The organism is Hydrogenophaga sp. (genome assembly GCF_018780385.1).
GTDB lineage: Bacteria > Pseudomonadota > Gammaproteobacteria > Burkholderiales > Burkholderiaceae_C > Hydrogenophaga.
The window spans coordinates 1-19,998 of the sequence record NZ_JADMJO010000103.1 but is presented as its reverse complement, the minus strand read 5'-3'; the positions used below and the strand labels follow the sequence as shown (position 1 = coordinate 19,998).

The window sequence follows — 19,998 nt, the reverse complement described above, 5'->3', positions numbered from 1 at the left end:
ACAGACGCAGCGTCGAGCGCACAGACTCAGAGCCTGGACAGCGCCGCGCGGACCTCCTCCACACTCAACACTTCGGACAGCATCTGGGTTGCCTGTCCGTTCTTGTAGATCGCATACACCGGCACGCCGTTGCGGCCCAGCGCGGCCAGCGCGGCGGTCACGGCCGGGTCGCGGCGCGTCCAGTCGGCGCGCAGCAGGGCCACGTTTTTGCCGGCGATGTCGCCCAGCACGGCGGCATCGGCCAGCGTGGTGCGCTTGTTGTATTGGCAGGTCACGCACCAGGCGGCGGTGAAATCGACGAACACCGGGCGGCCCGACGCCACCAGCGTGGCTTGCGCCTCGGGGCTCCAGGCTTGCCAGCTCACGCCGTTCTGCGAGGTGGCCACGGCCTGGCCGGGCGTGGATTCCTGCAGGCGCGTCACGTTGGGCCCGATCGCCCAGCCCAACCAGGCCAGGCCGGCGAGCGACAGACCGGCGAGTGCCGTGCGGCTCTTGCCGCGCAGGCCGAGCGACCAGACCAGCAGGGCCAGCACGACCAGCAGCATGAGCAGTCCGGCCGCACCGTCGATACCGCTTTGCTGGCCCAGCACCCACAGCAGCCAGACCACGGTGGCGAACATCGGGAACGCCATGCCGCGGCGGAAGGTGTCCATCCAGACGCCGGGGCGTGGCAGGGCGCGCGCCACAGCCGGAATCCAGCTGGCGGCGAGGTACGGCAGCGCCATGCCCAAGCCCAGCACCGCAAACACGGCCAGCGCCTGCGCGGCGGGCAGGCCGATGGCCAGGCCCAGCGAGGCGCCCATGAACGGCGCGGTGCACGGCGAGGCGATGGCCGTGGCCAGCACGCCGGTGAGGAAGGCGTCCACCGTCGGGTTTTTGGCCTGCAGGCTGGCCAGGCGGCTGGGTAGCACGTGGCCGACCTCGAACAGACCGGCCAGGTTCAGGCCGATCAGGGTGAACAGCACGGCCAGACCCGCCACCACGGCCGGGCTTTGCAGCTGAAACCCCCAGCCCAGCTGTTCGCCCGCGGCGCGCAGGCCCAGCAGCAAGGCGCCGAGCGCGGTGAACGAGAGGACCACGCCCGCGGTGTAAGCCAGTCCGTGAGCGCGGTGGGCATGGCGGTCGTTGGCGTGTTTCGCGAAAGCCATGACCTTGATCGCGAGCACCGGGAACACGCAGGGCATGAGGTTGAGGATCAGGCCGCCGAGCAGCGCGCCCAGCAAGGCCGCGCCCAGGGTGAGCGAGGTGGCGCTGTTCACCGGCGCACCGGCGCGCGCGGCGTTGGCGTCCAGCGCGGCCTGCAGTGCGTCGGGCACGGCGGTCGGCAGGGGGGCCGCAGCGGGCCAGGCGCCCTGCACCGGCACCACCAGGCGGGCGCCGGTGGCCCCGGGTCCCTGGCCGGGTGGGTTGGCCTCGGCCACCACCAGCGGGAGTTGGGCCGGGCTGTCGCTGCGGTGCGGCGACAGCGGCACGCGGGCGGTCCAGCGTGCACCGTCCCAGGCCTGGGTCCAGGGCGCGCCGGGTTCGATCAGGCCGGTGGTTTCGGGATAAAACTCCAGCGTCTTGCCGCGCCAGGCGGTGGGGAGGTTCGCCAGCGACACGTTGACGAAGCCGGCTTCGGGCTGCAGCTGGCTGCCGGCCGCGGGCTGGTCTTTGGGCGCGGCCCGGAAGCTGGCATCGAAGGCGGCACCGTTGCTCCCGGTCGAGCCCTGCACGGGGATGCTCAGCGCGAAGTTGCCCTCTTCCGGAATGCACTCCTTGCGGCAGACCAGCCAGGCGGCGTAGAGCTGCACGTCGATCGTGTCGCCTTTGAAGTCGGGGCCGACGGTCAGCGGCACCGGCAGCACCACGGTGCCGTCATATCCGTAGTTGGCCAGATTGCCGATCGGAAACTTGCGCGGCGTGGGCCAGGCGATCTCGCCGGCGGTGACGCCGGGCGGCAGCGTCCAGCGCAGTTCGGTGGGCAGGCCGGAGTCACCCGAGTTCTTCCAGTAGGTGTGCCATTCGGGGGCGTGGGTGAGCTGCAGGCCGACCCAGACCTGTTGGCCCGGTCCGGCGCCGTCCGGCGCATGCGCCACCAGTTCGGCACGCGCCTGATCGCTTTTCACCACGGTCGCGCTGGCCGCCGGGCCGCCGAGCAAACCCTGCGCCGCCACGCCCAGTGGCAAGGCGGCGGCGAGCAGCCAGGCACCCAGCAGGCGCAGGACGGCAGAGATTCTGAACTGGGTGGGGAACTGCATCGGGATCGGGCGTGGACAAGGAGGGGCGAAGGGTGTGAGCGGCGAGGCCCGCCCAAGTTCCTCGGGCAGCCCGTGCGAGACGGATTTTTGAATATAAGTCAACGCTGTTTTCTGTCCTTCAGATCGCGAGGGCCCTTCACAGCTTCTCCCCGATTGGTTACAACCGGGTTCGGGGAGCAGGTCTGCCTCACATGGGGGTGCACATGGGATCGATTGTGGAGCGCGCATTGGTGCCTTGGGCGCAGCGCATGAAAACACGGGTGAACCTGCCGGTTCGCCTGAGTTGGGGCGAGCGGGGTGCCTCGTCATTGGCGCTGGGCGATTTTGAGCAACCGCAGGTGGAGATACGCGTGCGCGACGCCTCCGCCCTGCCGCTGCTGATCGACCCGGGGCTGGACACACTCGGCCAGGCCTATGTGGAAGGGCTGATCGACGTGGAAGGCTCGGTGCCGGACATCCTGGCCGTGGCGCACGGACTGGCCGAACACGCGCAACCCGAGGGTGGGCTGCTGGGCCGCCTGCGCCGGCGTTTCGGCCACACGCGCGAGAGCGACAGCGAGGCCATCCAGTACCACTACGACGTGTCCAACGACTTCTACGCCCAGTGGCTGGGCGAAGGCATGGTGTATTCGTGCGGCTATTTCGAGCAAGGCGACGAAACGCTGGATCAGGCGCAGGTCCAGAAGATCGATCACATCCTGAACAAGATCCGCCTGCAGCCGGGACAGCGCCTGCTCGACATCGGCTGTGGATGGGGTGCGCTGGTGCTGCGCGCGGCCGAGAAATTCGGCGCGCAGTGCGTGGGCGTCACGCTGTCGCAGAACCAGTGCGATCTGGCGCGCGAGCGTGTGCGCGCGGCCGGGCTGCAGGACCGCATCGACATCCGCCTGCAGGACTACCGCGACGTGCAGGATGGACCGTTCGATCGCATCACCAGCGTGGGCATGTTCGAGCATGTGGGCCTTGACCATCTCGTGCCCTACTTCACCCGCATCCGCTCGCTGCTCAAGCCCGACGGCTGGGCCATGAACCACGGCATCACCAGCACCGATGCCTATGACGGTGAGACGCGTCACGGCGGTGGCCATTTCATTGACCGCTACGTGTTCCCGCGCGGCGAGGTGCCGCACATCAGCACCGTCTTGCGCACCCTGCAGGAGGGTGGGCTGGAAGCCTTCGATGTGGAAAACCTGCGCCGCCATTACATGCGCACCACGCAGCTCTGGAGCGAGGCCTTCGAGGCGAACACGGCGCAAATCAAGCCGCTGGTGGACGAGAAGCGCTGGCGCATCTGGCGCATCTACCTGGCCGGCTGCGCTTGGGCGTTCGAGCACGACGAGGTGGCGATCTACCAGGTGCTGTGTCGTGCGGCCGGGCAGCCGGCCACCGAGTTGCCCTGGTCGCGCCACTGGATGTATGCCGACCGTAAGATCGGCGCATGACAAGCCCCCCGCGCCACTGGTCCGACCTCACCACCGCCGACTTCGCCTCGCTGGACCTGGCCCGCACCATCGCCGTGCTGCCCGTGGCCGCGATCGAGCAGCACGGCCCGCACCTGCCGCTGTCGGTGGACACCGACATCGCCAACGGCGTGATCGCAGCGAGCATTCCGCACATCCCGCCCGACCTGCCCGCGCTGTTTCTGCCCACGCAGGCCGTGGGCTACTCGCCCGAACACACACGCTTTGCCGGCACGCTCACGCTGAAAGCCGAGACGGTGCTGCGCCTGTGGACCGAAATCGGCGAATGCGTGGCAGCCAGTGGTGTGAAGAAGCTGGTGCTCTTCAACGCGCACGGTGGACAGGTGGGCCTGATGGACGTGGTGGCGCGTGACCTGCGCGCCCGGCTGGGCATGCTGATCTACAGCGTGAACTGGTTCAACCTGCCGCTGCTGGATGCGGACGGCCACGACCTGAACGCGATGTTCAGCAGCGAGGAACACCGTTTCGGCATCCACGGTGGGGAGATTGAAACCTCGCTCATGCTGGCGCTTTCACCCAAGACGGTCCGCATGCAACACGCCGCCAACTTTGCCTCCAAGTCACAGGAGCGCGCCGGGCAGTTCAGCATCCTGGGCAACGGCAAGAGCGCCAAGCTGGGCTGGCAGATGCAGGACTACAACGCGCACGGCGCGGTGGGCAATGCGACGGCGGCGACGGCGGACAAGGGCCGTGCGGTGCTGGAAGCGGCTGGGCGTGCCTTGGCGCGTCTGCTGAGCGAGATTGACCGATTGCCGAGCGACACGCTGACGGAGTTGACGGCGTTCCATCCGAAGACCTGAAACACCGGCTCAGGCGTAAGTCACCCAACCTTTGAATTCCTGGTGATCCAGGTGCGGCAGCGTGTTGTAGGTCAGCAGCGTATGCCGCTTGGGGTTGAACTGGAATTCGGTCACCGCGCTGTTGCGGATGCGCAGGTTCAGCTCGATCGTGGCCTCCGGGCTCAGGCCCAGCACCTGGCCCACGGCGGTGGAGATCGGCCCGCCGCTGGACACCAACAACACGTTCTGCCCATGGTGCTTCGCCCGCACGTGGTCCAGCGCGCTGCTGACGCCGTGCACGAAATCGATGTAGGTCGGCATGCCCTGCGGGCTCACGGTGCCGGCCATCCATTGGGTCAGGCCGTCGCGCAGCAGGCGGAAATGGTGGCGGTAGAGCTCGGGCGCTTCTTCGGCCGACCGTGGCTTCTCCAGCGGATGCGGGTGGATCGCTCGGATCACGGCCTCGCTGTCGTACTCGTTGAGACCCGGCCATGCCAGGGCCTCGTGGCTCAGCTTCGCTCCCTCGGCGATGCCGGCCCAGGTCTGGGCGTGGCGCTTGAGCGTGCCCGTGATGACGGCATCGAAGACCACGCCGCGTTCTGCCCAGTACTCACCCAGCCGGTGGCTCTGTCGGTGGCCCATCTCGCTGAGCTGGTCGTAGTCGTCTGCACCAAACGAGGCCTGGCCGTGGCGCACAAGGTAGAGCGTTCCCATAAAGGGCATTCTGGGTCCGCGCCCCAGCGGTGCTTTGTCCCGGCAGCGACTGCGGGTGCCTAGCAGAGTCGCAGAGGCGTCTGCCTGGCGCTGTTGCCGACCGTTGCGCCGAACACCGGGGCCTTTGGGGTGTTTATCCAGCCGATGACCCGGACCCGCTGTGCTTCAATAAATGCAATGTTGGCCTTGTTCCCCTCCCATGACTCTTGACCTGCCGACCCTGCTGGCCTTGCGGGTGGGCGTCGACTTCCTGATTGCACTGGCCTTCTGGGCCCAGATGCGTCGTTATCCCGCCATCGGTGGCCCGGGGTGGTGGTCGCTGTCCGCCGTGTTGGGCATCCTGGGCTCGGTGATGCTGTGGTCGCGCGGCGCCTTGCCCGATGCGGTGACCTTTCCCGTGGGCAACACCGCGCTGATGGTCAGCGCGTTGTGCAGCTGGCTCGGGTTCCGGAGCTACGTCGGCAAGTCTCGACCGCTGCTGCCCATCCTCACCGGCACCCTGGTGTTTTTCTGTGTAACGCTCTTTTTCCTGATCGAGTTGGAGCGTCAGGTCGTTCGGCAGGCGGTGTTCACCACGTCGATCATCCTGATCGCGGCGTGCTCGTACTTCGAAATCCGGCGCGCCGACCCGCAGCGCCGCGTGCCCGAGATGCAGGCGCTCAATGCGCTCACGGCCATCGAGCTCTGCGGCATGGTGGCCTTTGCCGTCACCTTGCAGGTGCTTGGCGTGCCCCAGGACGCCATGACGCCGCCGTTCCTCTTCTTCTTCCTGCTCACAAAGCTGCTGCGGGTGGTGTTGTACGGCGCGCTGGTGTCCTACCGCCTGCGCCTGGATGGCGACAAGGCGCGCCAGGGGCTTCAGCAGCGGGAGGCCGACTCGCGCGCCTTGATCGACAACCTCAGCGCGGGCGTGATGGTGTTTCGGCCCGACCACACCTTGTCCAGCATCAACACCGCCGCCCGGCGCTTTCTGGGCTGGAGCGACGGGGGTGCGAACCCAGCCCTGGCCGAACCTTCGGCGGAAGGCTGGCAGATGCTGAGGGAAGACGGCCAGCCGATGCGCCGGCACGAAATGCCGTTCGAGCGCGTGCTGGCCACGGGCCAGCCGGTGCGCAGCGTGGTGATCGGCATGCCGCAGGCGGCGGGCGAGGGCGTGCACTGGGCGCTGTGCAATGCCTATCCCGAGAACAACGCGCAGGGCGGTTTGCGCCACGTGGTTCTGACCTTCATCGACATCACCTCACTGAAGAACGCTCAGGCCCAGCAAAAGCACCTGCAGGCGCAGCTGGCGCAGTCCCAGAAGATGGAAGCCCTCGGTACGCTGGCCGGGGGCGTGGCGCACGACTTCAACAACATCCTGGCCGCCATCCTGGGCAACGCCGATCTGGCGCGGCAGGACCTGCCACCCGAGGCCGCCTCGCGCGAGAGCCTGCACGAGATCAGCACCGCCGCGCGCCGCGGGCGAGAACTGGTGCGCCAGATCCTCGCGTTCAGCCGCCAGCAGCCGGTGGAGCGCACACGGGTCAACGTGTGCACCGTGCTGGCCGACTCGTGCACCCTGTTGCGTGGGGCCTTGCCGCCCCACGTGGAGCTGGTGCAGTCGTGCATACCCGAGACCTTGTCCATCGAAGCCGACGCGACCCAGATCGGGCAGGTGGTCGTCAACCTGTGCACCAACGCCATTCATGCGCTGGACGGTCGGGCCGGACGCATCGAATGCCGCATCGACGAGCTGCCCCACACCTCCGCGTTGTTGCCCGCCGAGCTCGCCCGGACCTGCGCCCAGCTCGAAGTGGGTGCCGTGCGATTGCGCGTGACGGACAACGGCAGCGGCATGACCGAGGCTGTGCGCAACCGGATCTTCGAGCCCTTTTTCACCACCAAGGCGGTGGGCAGGGGTACGGGTCTGGGCCTGCCGGTGGTGCTGGGTATCGTGCAGGTGCACGGAGGCGCGATCGAGGTCGACACCGAATCCGGTGGGGGCACCACGTTCACCCTGTTTTTCCCCGCTGCCCGCGACGAGCCCGAGTGCCATGGTGAAACCACCCATGCCCTGACCTCGCCCGAACCCGTCACAATGGCTTTCACCCCACCATCCCCCCAGCCCGTTCCAAGCACCACACCCGACCCAGCCATGGCCGACGACCCTTCTGCGGTTCCTCCCCACATCCTCTACCTTGACGACGACGATACGTTGGTGTTTCTCGTGCGCCGCTTGCTTGAGCGCAGGGGCTACCGCGTCACGGCGTTCACCTCGCAGACGCAGGCCATCGACGCGGTGCGGGCGTCGCCCACGGGTTTCCAGTTGCTGCTGACCGACTTCAACATGCCCGGCATGTCGGGTCTGGAAGTGGCCAAGGCGGTGCTGGAGATCAACCCGCAACTGCCCGTGGCCGTGGCCTCGGGCTACATCACCGACGAGCTGCAGGTCGAATCCAAGGCCGCCGGGGTGCGCGAGGTGGTGTTCAAGACCGATGCGGTCGAGGCCTTCTGTGAAGTGGTGGCGCGCCTGGTTCGCTCAGAACCCGTTTGAACTGTTGAGCACGCGGGCCAGCGTCGCGCTGTCCACATTGCCACCGCACAGCGTGGTGCCCACCACCTGACCCTTGAGCGCATCGCGCTCCTGCCACGCCGCCGCAAAGCTGGCCGCGCCAGCGCCTTCGGCCACGTTGTGCGTGTCGGCAAACAGCATGCGCATGGCCTCGGCCACCTCGGTGTCGCTCACCTGCACGACGTGATCGAGGTGCGGTGCGAGCACGTCGAGCGCGGCCTGGTCGGCCACGCGGCAGGCCATGCCGTCGGCCAGCACGGTGGTCACGGGTGAGGCCACCACGCGGCCCGCGGCCAGCGAGTCGGCGTAGGTCGTGGCGTGGGAGCTGACCACGCCCACGATGCGCACCGGGTGGTCCAGCGCGAGCTTGGCGGCGATGGCCGAACACGCGCCCGAACCCTGGCCCACCGGCACATAGACCACGTCCATCTGCGGCACGGCGCGAAAGAACTCCCACCAGGCGGTGCTCACACCGCGCAGCAGGTCGGCGTGAAAACTCGGCACCATGTGCGCGCTGCGCTCGTCGGCGAGTGCGATCGCGTGTTCGCGGCTTTCCTGGAAGTCGTCGCCGTGTTCGATCAGTGTGGCGCCCAGCGCTCGCATGGCGGCGTTTTTCTCCACCGAGTTGCCGCGCGGCACGACGATGCTGCAGGCCACGCCGTGCATGCGCGCTGCCCAGCCGATGCTCTGGCCGTGGTTGCCGCGCGTGGCGCTCATCACCTCGCGGGGCAGTGTGCCGCGCTGCTTGAGCTGGTCGAAGTAGGTGAGGCCGCCGCGGATCTTGAATGCGCCCACCGGCGTGTGGTTCTCGTGCTTGACCCAGCAGTCGGTCCCCAGGCGCGCGCTCAGCGTGGCCCAACGGTATTGCGGCGTGGCCTGGAACGAGCGGTAGACCACCTCGGCAGCGGCTTCGATGTCGGCGAGGGTGGGCAGGGTGGCGTTCATGGAGGTGAGAGCAAGGTGATGCGGCCACGGGCCGGGGTGTCGAGTTCGGCCGCGAGTCCGGCGGGTCCATCGTTCACGTGCACGCCCTCCAGACCCAGGGCTTGCAGCGCGGCGCGCAGACCGGCGGCGCCGGCGTGGCGCAGCCGCAGCTGTCGCAAGGCCAGGCCGCTCACCGGCATCTGCTGCGCTGGGTGCACCTCGCCCCACTGGATCAGCGTGGGCATCGCGCCGTTGTACAGCCGCTGGCCGTCGTCGCGCACGCTGATGCGCCACTGCAGCAAGCCCTGCGGCGTCTGGCGCGAAGCGGTGATGACCGGCCCGCGCTGGATGCCGATGGCTTGCAGGGCCTGCACCGCGGCGCTGATGTCGGGCACGCTCGCGACCCAGTGCACCAGCTGAGGCCCGTGCTGCGCCAGCCGCGCCTGCATGGCCGGATCGTCCAGGTCGTACCAGCGGTGCCGGCCAGCGCCCTGGGTGGGGGTGGCGCGCGGGTTGATGGCGATGATTTCAAGGTAGGCGGGCGGCGTGGTGCCGCTCTCCAGCCTGAGCAGCCGGTTGTGTGTGCCGTACAGCGGGTGCTCACCACCCGGGCCGGGCGTCACACCCAGCGTGGCTTCGCACCAGCTCACGCCTTCGTCGAGCGTGCGAGCGGCCACCACCAGGTGGTCGATGCGGGGCGTCACACCGTGACCTGACCGCTGATGCAGGTGACCGATGCGCCGCCGACCCAGATGGTGCCGCCGGCATCGCGCTCGATGTGCACACGCCCGGCGCGCCCCATCGCCGTGCCTTGCGCGGCCACGTAGCGATCGGGCGCCAGACCCGCGCCGATGAGCCACTGCGCCACGGCAGCGTTCAGGCTGCCGGTCACCGGGTCTTCACTCAATGTCTCGTGGGTGTGGAAGAAGGCGCGCACTTCAAACGCCGTGTCCGATCCCGTGGGCTGCGGGCCGACCACCCCGACGTCCAGCCCGGCGAGCACGGCTGCGTTGGGCCGCACGGCCAGCACCTGCGCCGCCGTGCGCAGCATCACGCCGCGCCAGGGTGGGCCGTTTTCGCACCACGAGTGCGCCACGATGTCCTCGCGTGAGAGGCCCAGGCCGCGCGCGATCACTGCCACGTCGGCATCATCCAGGGGGCCACTGCGGCGCAAGGGCGGTGCCGCAAAAGCCAGCCGGGCCCCGTCGCGCCGGATGCGCACCAGACCCACGCCGCATTCCTGCACCACGTGTTCGCCGCGCGCTTGTCCGCCCGCTTTCAACCACGCGTGGCAGGTGCCCAGCGTGGGGTGGCCGGCAAACGGCAGCTCGCGCCCGGGGCAGAAGATGCGCACGCGGTAATCGGCGCCCGCGGCCTGAGCCTCGGCAGTGGGCGGCAGCACGAAGGTGCATTCCGAGAGGTTGGTCCAGTCGGTGAACTGCTGCATGGCCTCGGTGGACAGGCCGCTGCCATCCAGCACCACGGCCAGCGGGTTGCCGAGGTAGGGCGTCTCGGTGAACACGTCGACTTGTTGAAATGCGCGTTGCATCATGGGTGGTTCCGGTTCAGGACAAGGGCAGGTCGAGCACACCACGGCTGGCGGGCATCGCCAGCCAGCCGGCGTACCAGCGTTCGAGGTTCGGCCAGGCCGGGCGCGGTTGCGGCAGGCCCCACCAGCGGTGTACCTCGCAGGCGACGGGCAAGTCGGCCATGGTGAGCGCATCGCCCGCCATGAATGCCTGGCGCGACAGGTGTTCGTCGAGCAGCGAAAACAGCGGCTCGGTGGCGGCCACCGACTGCGCGATCACCTCGGCGTTGCGCTGAGCGGGCGCGGTGCGTATCCATTGTTTGAAACCGGGGCTGCCCGCGGGGTTGAGCGTGGTCTGCTGCCAATCCATCCAGCGTTCGGCGTTGAAGCGTTGTTGCAGGTCGGATGGGTAGAGATTGCCCTCGCGTGCACACAGGTAGCGCACGATGGCGTTGGATTCCCACAGCGTGTAATCACCGTCCTGCAGCAGCGGCACCAGGCCGTTGGGGTTGTTCGCGCGGTAGTCGGGTGTGTCCACGACGCCGTAGGACAGACCTGCGTCGGTTCGCGGCAGGTCGATGCCGAGCACCTGCGCACACAACACGACCTTGCGCACGTTGATTGAACTCAGACGGCCCCACAGGTGCAGCATGCTCAGGCCCCTTGCCGCTCGCGGATGGCTTTGGCCAACGCTCCGATGCCGACCGCGATCTGTTCGACGCTGGCCGTGACGAAGCTCAGGCGCAGGGTGCGTGGGTCGGCGTGATCGGCATAGAAGGCGCTGCCGGGCACAAAGGCCACACCGTGCTCCACCGCGTGGGGCAGCAGCTCCACAGCGTTCATGCCCTCGGGCAAACGCACCCAGAGGAACATGCCGCCGTCGGGCTCGTTCCACTGCACGTCCAGGCCCGTCATCTCGTTGTCCAGCGCGGCGAGCATGGCCTGGCACTGGCGCTTGTAGAGCGCGCGGATGGTCGGCACATGACGATCCAGGAAACCGTCCTTGAGCACCTCGGCCACCACACGCTGGTTGAAGCTGGGGCTGTGCAGGTCGGCCGCTTGCTTGGCCTGCAGCAGCTTGGGATAGATGCTCGCGGGCGCCACCATGAAGCCCAGCCGCAGACCGGGCGCGAGGATCTTGGAGAACGAGCCGAGGTAGATGCAGCCCTCGGGGTTGAGCGCGGTCAGCGGCGTGGGCGGTGCCTGGTCGAACCACAGTTCTCCGTAGGGGTTGTCTTCCACCAGCGGCAGGCCCGCGCGCGCGGCAGCGGCCACCAGTGCCTGGCGCCGGGCCAGGCCCATGCTGCGACCGGTCGGGTTCTGGAAGTTGGGCAGCACATAGAGGAAACGCGGCGCGGCCTGCGGGCTGCTGGCCGGGTCGAGGTCGAGTGTGAGAAGGCGGCGGCGCTCCATGCTCTCGGGCTGGTCGTCGCCAGCGCCCAGCTGGTGCAGCAGGGCGTCCACATCCACGCCCTCCGCGTCGCTGGCCACGCCCTCGATCTTGGGTTCCATGGGCGCGAACGCCTGCAGGGCGCCGAGGTAGGTCGGTGTTTCCACCAGCACGCGGCTGCCGCTGTCGATCAGCACCTTGGCCACGAGATCCAGGCCCTGCTGGCTGCCGGTGGTGATGAGCACCTGGGCCGGGTCCACCGCCCAGGGCAGGCTCGCCGCGACCCACTCGCGCAGCGGGCCGTAACCTTCGCTGGCGGCGTACTGCAGCGCGCTGCGGCCGTCCTCGCGCAGCACGCGGTCGCAGGCTTCACGCATGGCCTCGATGGGGAAGGTGTCGGGCGAGGGCAGGCCGCCGGCGAAGCTGATGATGCCCGGGCGCTCGGTGAGCTTGAGCAGCTCGCGGATCACCGACGGGTTCATGCGCTCGGCGCGGCGCGCCAGTGTCCAGGGCGTGGCGGTGGACGGGGTGGTGGGCAGGTCGTTGGGCTTCATGGCTTTTCTCCGTTCTATTCCGTTCAGTTCCGTTCAAATCCGTTTGTTGGGCGCTTTGGCGTGTACCGGCATTTTCTTGCCAATGAAGACGGTGGCAATCACGGCCGCTGCAAAGCCCAGCGTGACCGCGTCCAGCCGCTCACCGAGCAGCGGCACCGCGAACAACATGCCCAGGAAGGGCTGCACCAGCTGCACCTGGCTCACGCGCACCGTGCCGCCCAGCGCCAGACCGCGGTACCAGGCAAAAAAACCAAGCCACATCGAAAACACCGCGGTGTAGGCGAAGCCCCACCAGGCCGAGGCTTGCAGCGCGGCCTGCGGGCGGGTGAACGCGGCCAGGGGCAGGGTGATGGGCAGCACGATCACCAGCGCCCAGCAGATCACATGCTCCGCTCGCATGCGCTGCGACAGCCGCGCGCCATAGCCGTAACCCACCGCAGCGCACAGCATGGCGGCGAGCAGCAGCGCATCGGCCGGGTGGATGGACAGGCCCGCGCTGCCCGAGCGCAGCACCGCAAAGCCCACCACCAGCGCGCTGCCCAGCGCCGCGCAAATCCAGAAGCCGGTGGATGGGCGCTGGCGGTGCAACAGCGCGCCCACCGCCGCCGTGGCCAGCGGCAGCACGCCGACGATCACGCTGGCGTGCACCGCTTCCACGTAGCGCATGGCCACCGAGGTGAACAGAGGAAAGCCGAACACCACGCCGGCTGCGGTGATGGCCAAGGGCAGCAGGTCAGCGCGCCGAGGCATGGGTGCGCGTGTGGCGATCAGGAACGCAACGGACAGCAGCGCTGCAACCACCGCCCGGCCGAGCGCGACGAACAAACCCGACATCTGCGGCGCGTCCACTGTGCCCACGGCCAGCCGCGTCATGGGCAGCGTGAGCGCGAAGATGGTCACGCCCAGCAGGCCGAGCAGCAGGCCCTGGTTGGCGGGGAGGTCGCGCCAGCGCGGCGCGAGCAGGGTGTGTGAGGTCATGCGAGTACCTTCGTGCTGCGCACTGCGGTGCGAGCTTGCTTGGGGCGGCCCTGCGCGGCGCTCATACGGTCAGCATCCACAGTGCGGTGGCCACCAGCACGGCGGCCAGCGCACGGTTGAACCACACCAGGCGTCGCCCTTGCGTGAGCCACTCGCGCAACAAGGAGCCAGCCATGGCATACAGGAAGTTGCTGATGAACGCAAAGAACACCATCACCACGCAGATGATGGCCAGCCGTTCACCCGGATTGGTGGCGGGTTGTCCGCCCGCGTTGACCACCCAGCCCGCGGTTAGCGTGAGCGCCAGCATCCAGGCCTTGATGTTCAGGAACTGCAGGCCCACGCCTTGCAGGAAGGTGACGTTGAGCCGCGAGGCATCCACATCGGAAAGCTTCGCAGCGCCGGCCAGTTTCCAGGCCAGCCACAGCATGTAGACCACACCCAGCAGCTTCACACCCCAGCGCAGCGCCGGCACGCTCAGCACCAGCGCGCCCAGGCCGAGGCCGCAGGCCAGCATGAGCAGTGTCCAGCCGGTGGGCACGGCAAAGCAGAAGCGCAGTGCGCGTCGCAGGCCCAGGTTGGCCGCAAGCGCCGTGGACAGCGTGGTGTTCGGGCCCGGCGAAAAACTCATCGCTGTGCAGAACAGAAGCAGGGCGGTCAACTCGGTGGCGCTCATGAGGAATGGGGCGTGGAGATTGTCAGTTCGGGAAGATCAATGTAATCTTTGCGCCAATACACAACCAATACAGTTGGCCAACGCAGTTGGATATCTGTATTGGTTGTCTCGACAGTACAGACCTGCCAAGAAGGATGCGTTCCCCATGCTGATGAAGACCTCTGCACAGTCCCTGACCGAGCAACTGGCCGTGCGCTTTGCCGACCGCATTCGCAGCCGCCTGCTGGCGCCCGGAGCGCGCCTGCCCTCGGTTCGACAGTGCGCGGAGCAGCACGGCGTGAGCACGGCCACCGTGGTCGCCGCCTACGACCAGTTGCTCGCCCAGGGCCTGGTGCAGGCGCGCAAGAACCGGGGCTTTTTCGTGCGCGAGATGCCCACACCGCGCGGCGATGTGGCGGCGCCCGAGGCCAAGGCGGCGGCGCGCACCGGCGCATCGCCCATCAACGCCACGGCGTTGATCCGCGGCATGTTCCACAAGGTCAGCAACAAGCCACACCCCGGCATGGGGGTGTTCCCGCCGGACTGGCTGGAATCCACCTTCATGCCGGCCGCGGTGCGCAAGGTCACGAGCACGCGCGCGCTGCAGGACTTTTCGCTCCAGTACGGCGAGCCGCTGGGCGACGGCGGCCTGCGCCGGGTGCTGGCGCAAAAACTGGGCACGCTGAGCATCCACACCGAGCCCGACCACATCATCACCACCGTGGGTGCCACGCACGCGCTGGACATCGTGAGCCGCACGCTGCTGCGCGCGGGCGATCCGGTGATGGTGGAGGAGCCCGGCTGGGCGGTGGAATTCGCGCGCCTGGCCGCGCTGGGCATGCGCATCCTGCCGGTGCCCCGGCGTGCCGACGGGCCCGACCTGGAGGTCATGGCGAAGTACTGCGAGGTGCACAAGCCCAAGCTGTACGTGAGCGTGAGTGTGTTCCACAACCCCACGGGCTACTGCCTCTCGCCGGGCAGCGCGCACCGCCTGCTGCAACTGGCCAACCAGCACAACTTCCACATCGTCGAAGACGACACCTACAGCCACATCGCGCCCGAGCACGCCACCCGCCTGAGTGCGCTCGACGGCCTGCAGCGCACGATTTACGTGAGTGGCTTCGCCAAGATCCTGGCGCCCAACTGGCGCATCGGTTACCTGGCCGCCCCGCCCGCCCTGGTGGAGCCCTTGCTCGACACCAAGCTGCTGTCCACCCTGACCACGCCCGCGCTGCTGGAAAAGGCGCTGGCGCTGTGCATCGAGCAAGGCCAGCTGCGCCGACACGCCGAGCGCATTCGCACCCGGCTCGACGCGGCGCGCGCACGCAGCGTGAAGCTGGCGCTGGCAGCGGGTTGCACGTTCGCGGCCGAGCCGGTGGGCCTGTTTGGCTGGGTCGACACCGGCGTGGACACCGACGCGCTGGCGCAGCGCATGCTGGATGAGGGTTACCTGATCGCCCCCGGGGCCTTGTTCCACGCTGCCCGCACGCCGAGCACATTGATGCGCATCAACTTCGCGACCACGCAGGACGCCGCGTTCTGGCGCGTGTTCACCCGTCTGACCCGGGACGCCAACGAGCCAGCCGCAGGGCCGCCCCAAGGCAGGCTCAGCCCCCTCGGGGGGCAGCGGACCACGCGCAGCGGGGGAGCGTGGGGGTCCTAGGACCTCAGTACACCGTGAGCGGCGGTTCGGTGCTGCCGAACAGGTCGCTGCCGCTGGCGTCGAGGATGCGGGCGAGGATGCGGTCGATCTGGCGCGCTTCGGTTCGCATCAGTGGCAAGGCTCGACCAAACAAGCCCCAGTCGCCCCCCCGTGCCGCCAGCTCCAGCCCCTTGGCCAGTCGCGCACCGCGCTCGGCCGTCATGCTGCCCAGCGAGCCCTTGAGCCCATGGGCATGCGCCACGGCGGCAGCGGCGTCCTTCACCTCAAAAGCGCGTTGCATGTCGGTCAGCTTGGAGACCAGATCGCTGCGCATGGCCAGCGCCAGCTGTCGCAGGGTTTCTTCATCGCCGTCCAGGCGCCTGCGCAGCTTGTCCACATCCAGCGCTTCGGGGGAAGCGGCGGGGCGCTTGACGGCGACAGGGGGCGGGGGCGGCGCACTGGGCGCAACGGCGGGCACGGGTCCGGATGCCGGCAACGCCAGCACCCGATCCATTTCCTGAATCAAAGCCTGGGGGCTGACCGGCTTGGGCGTGTAGCCGTCCATGCCCGCGGCCAGGCAGTCCTGGCGATCGCCCGGCATGGCGTTGGCCGTCACCGCCACGATCGGGGTGCGCCTGAGGCGCCGCTTGCCTTCTGCCTCGCGGATCATCTGCGTGGCCTGCAGTCCGCTCATGCCCGGCATCTGCACGTCCATCAACACCATGTCGATGCCGCCTTGCTCCCATTGCGCCACGGCCTGCGCCCCGCCACGCGCCACGCGCACGATGCAACCCAGGCGCAGCAGCAGCTGTCGCAGCATCATTGCGTTGACCGGGTGGTCTTCGGCCAGCAGCACCACCATGCCGGCATAGCGCGGGCCGGCCCCGGCGATTTCCAACAGCTCCGTGGGGGCGCTCAAAGGCCCTTCATTCACCGCGGGGGCTTCCTGCAGGGGCAGCGTGAGTGTGAAGGTGCTGCCTTGACCGAGTTCACTCTGCAGGTCGATCCTGCCACCCATCAAACCAGCCAGGCGAGCGCAAATGGCCAGACCCAGTCCGCTGCCGCCGTATTGGCGGGCGGCAGACGCGTCGGCCTGCGTGAACGCTTCAAAAATCGTGGCCTGTTGCTTGCGCCCGATGCCCACCCCACTGTCCTGCACCTTCAACTGCAGTTCGCAAAGACTGGAGTCAGCCACCACGGGACTGGACACCGTCACGTCAATGCGGCCATTGCGCGGCGTGAACTTGATCGCGTTGGACAGCAGGTTGCCGACCACCTGTCCCAGTCGCCCCGGGTCTCCCAACACCCATTGCGGCAGGTCCGGGTGCAGCACGAGCTCGAAAGTCAGGGGTTTGGCCCGAGCCTGCTCGGCGTGGGGCCCCGACGCTTCCCGCAGCGCGCGGTGAAGGTCGAAGCGCGTGTGTTCGATGTCCAGCTTGCCCGCTTCGATGCGGGAGAGGTCCAGGATGTCGTTGAGCAGTGCCAGCAGGGCATGCGACGAACTGTTCATGAGCGCGAGCCAGCGCGCCTGTTCCGCATTCAGCGGTGATTCCATGAGCATGCGCGTGAGGCCCATCAGCGCATTGAGCGGCGTGCGCACCTCGTGGCTGATGTTGGCCAGGAACTCGCTCTTGGCCCGACTGGCCTGCTCGGCCATCTCACGGGCCTGCGCGCCGTCCTGCTCGATGCGTTTTCGTTCACCGATGTCGGCCAGAGTGCCCATGAGCCGGATCGGTGTGCCTCGGGCGTCGTGCTCGGCCACCATGCCGTGGGTCTCCACCCAGAGCCATCCGGTGGCGGTGCGCACCCGGTGCTGCACCACAGCACTTGGCTCGCGGCCTTCCAGCAAGGCAGTCATCGCTGTCTGAAGCAGGTGTGCGTCTTCAGGATGCAAGCGCGCCTTCAGATCGGCCACCTCCCAGTAAGCGTCTCTGCCGATATCGCCGACCAGCTCCCCCCAGCGCGCCGTGAGGAATATCTGCCGCGACGGCAATTGCCAGTCCCACAAGGCCAGGCCCGCGGCCTCCACCGCCATCTGCAGCCGGTCGCGGGTTTCGTCCAGCGCTTCTTCGGCCAGCAGACGGCTGTTGGATTCGCGATGCACCGAACTGCGCAGTCGTTCGAGCTCGCGGTTCTGGTGCTCGACTTCGCTCAACAACTGCTGCGTGCGCGCCTTCTCCTGCGCAAGCTCGTTGAGCGTGCGCTGCAGGTCCAGAGCCATGCGGTCAGGTGTCATGAGCCATTGTGGGTTGTGCGCAGCTTCAGCGCGCACCGACCAGTGCATCAGCTTCCGCCAAGCACCTCCCAGCGCTCCATTGCCCGAAGCCATTCAGACTCGATATCGGCATGGCGGGCGCCAAGTTGAGCCGCCCGTGCGGGATCGGTGTTGAATAGTTGACCGCTGCCCAATTCGCTGTCGACGCTCGCTTGTTCTGCCTCGAGCGCCGCGATGCGCTCCGGCAGGGTGTCGAACTCGCGCTGTTCCTTGTAGCTGAGCTTCTTCTTGTTGGCGGTGGCGGCAGGAGCGCTCGGTGGCGCCACGGCAGGCGTTGCCTTGACCGTGGGCGCAGCCGTCTGAGCGTCGCGCTCGCGCTGCAGCGCTTCCGAGCGGGCCGACTGCGTGAGCCAGTCCTGCACGTCGCCCACGTACTCGCGCCATCGGCCCTCGCCCTCGAACACCAGCGTGCTCGTGACCACGTTGTCCAGGAACCGCCGGTCGTGGCTCACCAGGAACACCGTGCCTTCATATTGTTGGAGCAGGTCTTCGAGCAGCTCCAGCGTGTCGATGTCCAGATCGTTCGTCGGCTCGTCGAGCACCAGCACGTTGGCCGGGCGCGCAAACAGCCTTGCCAGCAACAGGCGGTTGCGCTCGCCGCCCGAGAGCGTGCGCACCGGCGCATTGGCGCGTGCCGGGGAAAACAGGAAATCGCTCAGGTAGCTCTTGACGTGCGTGCGCTTGTTGCCGATCTCGATCCACTCGCTGCCCGGGCTGATGAAATCCTCCAGCGTGGCGTCCAGGTCCAGCTGGTCGCGCATCTGGTCGAAATACGCCACGCTGACCTTGCTGCCCTGGCGCACCGAGCCACTGGTGGGAATCAGGTCACCCAGGATGATCTTGAGCAACGTGGTCTTGCCGGCGCCGTTGGGTCCGATCAATCCGATCTTGTCGCCACGCAGGATGGTCGCCGAGAAGTCCCGAATGACCGTGCGCAATCCGCCGTCAGCGGTTGGAAACGATTGCGTCACCTTCTCCAGTTCGGCCACGATCTTGCCACTGGAGGTGCCGCTGGCCACTTCCAGTTTCACGCTGCCCAGCGCGTCGCGGCGCTGCGCCCGCATCTCGCGCAAACGCTCCAACCGCGTAATGCGCCCCTGAGCGCGCGTGCGGCGTGCCTCCACGCCCTTGCGAATCCACACCTCTTCCTGGGCCAGCAGCTTGTCGGCGCGCGCGCTGATCACCGCCTCCTGCGCCATCTGCTCTTCCTTCAGGATTTGGTACTGCGCAAAGTTGCCCGGGTAACTCAACAGCCGTCCACGATCCAGTTCCACCATGCGCGTGGCCACGCGGTCCAGAAAGGCCCGGTCGTGGCTAATCGTCACAAGACTGCCCTTGTATTCCAGCATCAGGTCTTCCAGCCACGTGATGCTGTCCAGATCCAGATGGTTGGTCGGCTCGTCGAGCAACAACACGTCGGGGCGGCTCACCAGCGCCTGCGCCAGCGCCACGCGCTTCTTGTTCCCGCCCGACAGTTCCCCCACCTTCACCGCGCCGTCCAGGTGCAGGCGGTGCAGCGTTTCCTCCACCCGCTGTTCCCAGTTCCAGGCGTCCAGCGCCTCGATGCGGTTCTGCAGCGCATCGAGATCCAGGCCATCCGCGCCACTCAAATAGAGATCCCGCGCCGCCCGCGCATCGGCCAAGCCCACGCTGGCCGCTTCGAACACGGTGGATTGCAGATCAAGAATCGGTTCCTGCGGCACATAGGCAATGCGCAAGCCGGTCTGCACTTGCAGTGTTCCGTCATCCGGTTTCTCCAGGGAGGCCAGAATCTTGAGCAGGGAGGATTTGCCAGTCCCGTTGCGCCCGATCAGGCCAACCCGCTCCTGGGTCTCCAGCGCAAAGTCGGTGTGATCGAGGAGCGCCACATGGCCATAGGCCAGCTGTGCGTTCTGAAGGGTGATGAGTGCCATGCAAAGCCCGAGACAAAAGAGCAGCGATTATCCCTGCCGCCCCCTGTGCGCGCTTGCGCTTGCCTATAGCGAGTCGATGCGCTGCGGAGCTTTCCAATATAGAGCTGGCATCTTGCGTGCTGCCGGGTGCCAAGCCCAGGCACCCGCCGGATGCCATCAAAAACTTTTTCCGACCGGTTTGACGAGAGCTCAAAATCTGGCATATACTGCAAGGCTACGCTGAACACAGCAGCCACCCACCGGGAGGCAAAAGAAGACAGTGGAGACGCAGGAAAAGCAGCGCAAAAAGATCAAACAAAAAATCTGATCTTTTTGACAAGGCTCCAAAAACTGTGTCATAATACGAGGCTCAGCTGATCGCAGCTAAGCAGGCA

Annotated in this window: 15 protein-coding genes; 4 read left to right on the top strand and 11 right to left on the bottom strand. The window is 67.6% G+C overall.

Features of this window, described 5'->3' with window-relative positions:
- Positions 1-26: 26 nt before the first annotated feature.
- Positions 27-2,240, bottom strand: coding sequence for a thioredoxin family protein (locus IV113_RS22385; RefSeq protein WP_291089802.1), 2,214 nt, complete (start codon positions 2,238-2,240; stop codon positions 27-29).
- Between the two features lie 203 nt (positions 2,241-2,443).
- Here IV113_RS22385 and IV113_RS22380 point away from each other — a divergent pair, with 203 nt between their 5' ends.
- Positions 2,444-3,682, top strand: coding sequence for a cyclopropane-fatty-acyl-phospholipid synthase family protein (locus IV113_RS22380; RefSeq protein ID WP_291089799.1), 1,239 nt, complete (start codon positions 2,444-2,446; stop codon positions 3,680-3,682).
- Positions 3,679-4,521 carry a creatininase family protein gene (locus tag IV113_RS22375; protein ID WP_291089791.1) on the top strand — a complete coding sequence of 281 codons (843 nt, stop codon included), beginning with the start codon at positions 3,679-3,681 and terminating at the stop codon, positions 4,519-4,521. The genes IV113_RS22380 and IV113_RS22375 overlap by 4 nt, the downstream gene beginning before the upstream one ends.
- Positions 4,522-4,530: 9 nt before the next feature.
- On the opposite strand, the gene IV113_RS22370 is transcribed toward IV113_RS22375, so the two are convergent.
- Entirely contained in the window at positions 4,531-5,214 is a 684-nt protein-coding gene (locus tag IV113_RS22370) for a histidine phosphatase family protein (RefSeq protein ID WP_291089893.1), read from the bottom strand.
- A 199-nt stretch (positions 5,215-5,413) separates the two neighbouring features.
- Between IV113_RS22370 and IV113_RS22365 the strand changes: the two genes are divergently transcribed.
- Complete coding sequence (locus tag IV113_RS22365; protein WP_291089788.1) at positions 5,414-7,747, top strand: ATP-binding protein; 2,334 nt, start codon at positions 5,414-5,416, stop codon at positions 7,745-7,747.
- On the opposite strand, the gene IV113_RS22360 is transcribed toward IV113_RS22365, so the two are convergent.
- The 7 genes from IV113_RS22360 to IV113_RS22330 all read right to left on the bottom strand — a co-directional run bounded on the left by IV113_RS22360 (position 7,733) and on the right by IV113_RS22330 (position 13,815).
- A complete protein-coding gene (locus IV113_RS22360) occupies positions 7,733-8,710 on the bottom strand; it encodes a threonine dehydratase (protein WP_291089785.1) in 978 nt (325 codons plus the stop codon). The two genes, IV113_RS22365 and IV113_RS22360, sit on opposite strands and share 15 nt — an antisense overlap.
- Positions 8,707-9,393 (bottom strand): VOC family protein, encoded by a 687-nt coding sequence (locus IV113_RS22355; protein ID WP_291089782.1) that lies wholly within the window; start codon positions 9,391-9,393, stop codon positions 8,707-8,709. The genes IV113_RS22360 and IV113_RS22355 overlap by 4 nt, the downstream gene beginning before the upstream one ends.
- A complete protein-coding gene (locus IV113_RS22350) occupies positions 9,390-10,241 on the bottom strand; it encodes a PhzF family phenazine biosynthesis protein (RefSeq protein ID WP_291089779.1) in 852 nt (283 codons plus the stop codon). The genes IV113_RS22355 and IV113_RS22350 overlap by 4 nt, the downstream gene beginning before the upstream one ends.
- A 13-nt stretch (positions 10,242-10,254) precedes the next feature.
- Entirely contained in the window at positions 10,255-10,869 is a 615-nt protein-coding gene (locus IV113_RS22345) for a glutathione S-transferase (RefSeq protein WP_291089776.1), read from the bottom strand.
- 2 nt (positions 10,870-10,871) lie between these two features.
- Complete coding sequence (locus IV113_RS22340; protein ID WP_291089773.1) at positions 10,872-12,161, bottom strand: PLP-dependent aminotransferase family protein; 1,290 nt, start codon at positions 12,159-12,161, stop codon at positions 10,872-10,874.
- 33 nt (positions 12,162-12,194) lie between these two features.
- The gene (locus IV113_RS22335) at positions 12,195-13,139 is read right to left on the bottom strand and encodes a DMT family transporter (protein ID WP_291089770.1); all 945 of its coding nucleotides are present in this window, start codon (positions 13,137-13,139) and stop codon (positions 12,195-12,197) included.
- Positions 13,140-13,200: 61 nt separating this feature from the next.
- Positions 13,201-13,815 carry a LysE family translocator gene (locus IV113_RS22330; RefSeq protein ID WP_291089767.1) on the bottom strand — a complete coding sequence of 205 codons (615 nt, stop codon included), beginning with the start codon at positions 13,813-13,815 and terminating at the stop codon, positions 13,201-13,203.
- Positions 13,816-13,960: 145 nt separating this feature from the next.
- Here IV113_RS22330 and IV113_RS22325 point away from each other — a divergent pair, with 145 nt between their 5' ends.
- Positions 13,961-15,457 (top strand): PLP-dependent aminotransferase family protein, encoded by a 1,497-nt coding sequence (locus IV113_RS22325; protein ID WP_291089765.1) that lies wholly within the window; start codon positions 13,961-13,963, stop codon positions 15,455-15,457.
- Between the two features lie 4 nt (positions 15,458-15,461).
- On the opposite strand, the gene IV113_RS22320 is transcribed toward IV113_RS22325, so the two are convergent.
- Both IV113_RS22320 and IV113_RS22315 read right to left on the bottom strand, forming a co-directional pair.
- Entirely contained in the window at positions 15,462-17,672 is a 2,211-nt protein-coding gene (locus IV113_RS22320; protein WP_291089762.1) for an ATP-binding protein, read from the bottom strand.
- Positions 17,673-17,719: 47 nt separating this feature from the next.
- Positions 17,720-19,624 (bottom strand): ATP-binding cassette domain-containing protein, encoded by a 1,905-nt coding sequence (locus IV113_RS22315; protein ID WP_291089758.1) that lies wholly within the window; start codon positions 19,622-19,624, stop codon positions 17,720-17,722.
- Between the last annotated feature and the right edge of the window lie 374 nt (positions 19,625-19,998).